This is a genomic window from Rothia nasimurium (genome assembly GCF_004569295.1).
Taxonomy (GTDB): domain Bacteria; phylum Actinomycetota; class Actinomycetes; order Actinomycetales; family Micrococcaceae; genus Rothia; species Rothia nasimurium_B.
The window spans coordinates 1-2,911 of the sequence record NZ_SPQC01000083.1 but is presented as its reverse complement, the minus strand read 5'-3'; the positions used below and the strand labels follow the sequence as shown (position 1 = coordinate 2,911).

General features: G+C 52.1%; 5 protein-coding genes. 3 read left to right on the top strand and 2 right to left on the bottom strand.

All coding sequences use genetic code 11. From position 1 onward, the window contains the following. Positions 1 to 194 precede the first annotated feature (194 nt). From E4U03_RS12400 to E4U03_RS12390, 3 genes are read left to right on the top strand one after another with little or no spacing between them, the layout of a single operon-like run. Positions 195 to 524 (top strand): hypothetical protein, encoded by a 330-nt coding sequence (locus E4U03_RS12400; protein ID WP_135014030.1) that lies wholly within the window; start codon positions 195 to 197, stop codon positions 522 to 524. 3 nt (positions 525 to 527) lie between these two features. Next, positions 528 to 1,697, top strand: coding sequence for a transglycosylase SLT domain-containing protein (locus E4U03_RS12395; protein WP_135014029.1), 1,170 nt, complete (start codon positions 528 to 530; stop codon positions 1,695 to 1,697). Next, positions 1,697 to 2,374, top strand: a complete 678-nt coding sequence (locus tag E4U03_RS12390) for a hypothetical protein (RefSeq protein ID WP_135014028.1) — start codon at positions 1,697 to 1,699, stop codon at positions 2,372 to 2,374. Before E4U03_RS12395 ends, E4U03_RS12390 begins: the two co-directional genes overlap by 1 nt. A gap of 94 nt (positions 2,375 to 2,468) precedes the next feature. Here the strand turns inward: E4U03_RS12390 and E4U03_RS12385 are convergent, their stop codons facing one another. Continuing rightward, on the bottom strand, positions 2,469 to 2,684 hold the full coding sequence (locus E4U03_RS12385; RefSeq protein WP_135014027.1) for a hypothetical protein: 216 nt from the start codon (positions 2,682 to 2,684) through the stop codon (positions 2,469 to 2,471). Between the two features lie 44 nt (positions 2,685 to 2,728). Then, positions 2,729 to 2,911 (bottom strand): hypothetical protein (locus E4U03_RS13250; RefSeq protein ID WP_209304178.1); only part of this gene is annotated, 183 nt, incomplete at its 5' end.

Here is a 2,911-nt window from a genome sequence, read left to right as displayed (position 1 = left end):
TTGCCCCTCGCGTTGTTGTTGCAACTGGCTCTGAAGCTCCTCATTGCCTGGGTCAGCTGCCGCCTTTTGCTCCAAGGTCGCATCAAACTGTGGGGCCGTAGAGGCTTGTAATCTGGGAGGCCACCACGTTGCCGTTCTCATCAGCCGTAAAAATGGCGACTTACTGAGTGGATGGGATGCGGGCAAAAAGGGGTATGAACCTTTTTTCTAAGAAACGTGATGAGAACGAGCTGTATAGTCTCGATGGCCAGGCCCAGGTAGGTCAGCGCTCTGGAGCTTTCAAGCGTCTATGGCTGGAACTTCAGAACAAAGAAGTAGCTCAGGGATCATTGCTTCAGCGGGCGGCTACGTGGGTTGAGGCATCTTTTGCGCGGCGCATTTTGGTATCTGTATTGATGCTGATTTTGGTGATGGTGGTGTTGGGCTTTTTCTTGGTGCTCTCATCGGCCATGGGTGGAGTAGGGGATGAGCCTGAGGTGACTATTCGCCCAGCATCTTTAGTCCATCTAGGTTTGGGGATGTAGACCATGGGTATCGTTCGACAGGGGGCTAAGTGGACTGTGCGGGCAGTTCTTTTAAAGATTGTTGGCCCTATTCTGATACCGCTTTTGGCTCTGGTGCTTTTCTTGGCTGGGGTAATGTCTCTGAGCTTCATTGCCGGGTATAACGACTGGGAGGCTAACCGCGCTGAGCTGGCTTCGTCCCGTTCCTGCAAGAGCCCTGTTGTTGCTGATTCTGGTGATAGCTCTACGGTTAACGTCCCTGAAGAGTATCGGGAGGCTGTTGATAAGGCGGCGGAAGAGTCTGGTATTCCGGCTCAGATTATTGCCGCGCAGATTGCTGCTGAGTCGAATTGGAACCCTAACGCTGTTTCACCTGCCGGTGCTAAGGGCTTGACGCAGTTCATTCCCTCTACTTGGGAGCATTACGCTCCGGGGGAAGACCCCTTTGACCCATTCGCCTCGATTGCCGCTCAGGGGCGCATGATGAAGGACATGCGCCAGATGATGGGCGACTTGGCTGGAGGGGACGCTCAGAAGGAGATTGAGCTTGCTCTAGCTGCCTATAACGCTGGGCCTGGTGCTGTGCTGCAATTCGGTGGTATCCCTCCTTATCCTGAGACTCAGAATTACGTGAAGAAGATTATGGGCACCTCGCAGATGTCTTATTCCAAGGGGTGCTCTCAGGTTGGAACAAAAGCCTGGGACGGTGACTTGGGCACTGGGGAGTGGACTAGCCCCTGCCCGGGGTGTGTGAAGACATCAGGGTATGAGGCCCGTACTGCTGCGGGTCAGATTGATGCTGTCAATGGTGGTTTCCATTGGGGTCTTGACTTAGCCACTCCTGGTGCTGGCTATTCGCCTGGCGTGGAGATTGTTGCTCCTACAAAACTTCGTGTTGTTGAATACGAAACGGTGTCAGGTTGTATCTTGGCGTACCAGGTTGATCCGCCTGAATTTGGTTTCATGTTTTGCCATTTGCACGAGCACTATGCTGAGCCTGGCATGGTTCTAGAGCGTGGCGATGTTATCGGTATCGAGGGTGGCACTGGGTATAGCGCTAAGAACTACTTTGCGACTCACTTGCACATTGAGATGTTCAAGCCGGGGCACAAGATTGAGAACTACAACTGGTGGTCGGATAGGTCAGGAAACCTTGACCCTGAACCGATTCTGATTGAGAAAGGGGCACTGTAATGACCCGCGATAAATTGATCTGGATTGTCTGTTCCTCGGCACTGGTTGTTGGTGCAGGGCTTATCGCACTGCTGGTGTGGATTGGGAGCCTGATGGGGCAGAATAGCGTTTCTGAAGCACCCAGTGAGAGTCCCAGTGCGAGTGCTGTCCCCACTGCCAGTGTGACTGTTACTGCTGGTACTGAGCTAGCTGAAGGTGCGTGCCCTGATATTGGTGAGGTAGACCGTTCTGAGGCTGATGCGGTGGCCGCTGCTGTTATGGGTATTGGGTTTTGCTTTGATTCGACGGTAGATAAGACCATGACTGATGCTTTGCGGCGGGCTGAGCCATTGATGACTGAGCAGATGAAGGGGCTGCTAGTTGAGAACGGGCATAATGCCTTGGCCAGTCAGTTCCTGGTTGCGTATGAGCAACGGGCTTACACTACGGTGACGGTAGAGTTCATGGGCGCTGATTCACATGACCATGAGGAAGACCCCACGGTTGCGGCTGATGAACATTCTGATGAGCATGTGCATTATTCGACTCAGTATGCTTCTTGGCAGTGGGTTTCTCGTATTGGTGAGGGGTCTATGCCTGGTGGGTATTCTGTATGGACGATGCGGCTTGTGCAGGATGATGCTGGGCTGTGGCTCGTTGATGGGTATGAGCTTGGTAGTTTCGTTCCTGCTTCTTAGTGAGTAGTTGAGGAAGAGAAAAGGGGGGGAGGGGCTCAACTGTTCATTTTGGAACAGTTGAGCCCCTCCCCTTTTTTGTGTGAGGTATGAGGTATTAAGTCAGAGGGGCGATGAGTGCCATGAATCCAACGATGATGAAGACGCCTATGAAGAGTGTGATTCCCTTTTTAACCAGGCGGAGGATGGGACGGATCATGAGGGCGAAAGCTATGAAGAAGAAGAGGAGAAAGGCGATGGCTCCGAAAGGAGTATCTGCGGGGTGGCTTGAATTTGCCTGGAGTAGTGCTGTTGCCTGGTAGAGGTGGGGCATGGTGGTGTTTCCTTATGGTGCGTGGTGTCCTTGGTTCCATGGTATTAAAAATCTTTTACTTTACATAACGTAATTTGCGTGTTGGCTAAAAGTGTTTGACTGATATGTACTGGGTTTAGTTCCGACCCCGTACATTGGAAACAAACAAAAAAGAGCAAAGGAACTTCACCCATGCCCACCAAATACCCCCAAGAACTCAAAACAAGAGCCCTACGCCTACTGGCCGA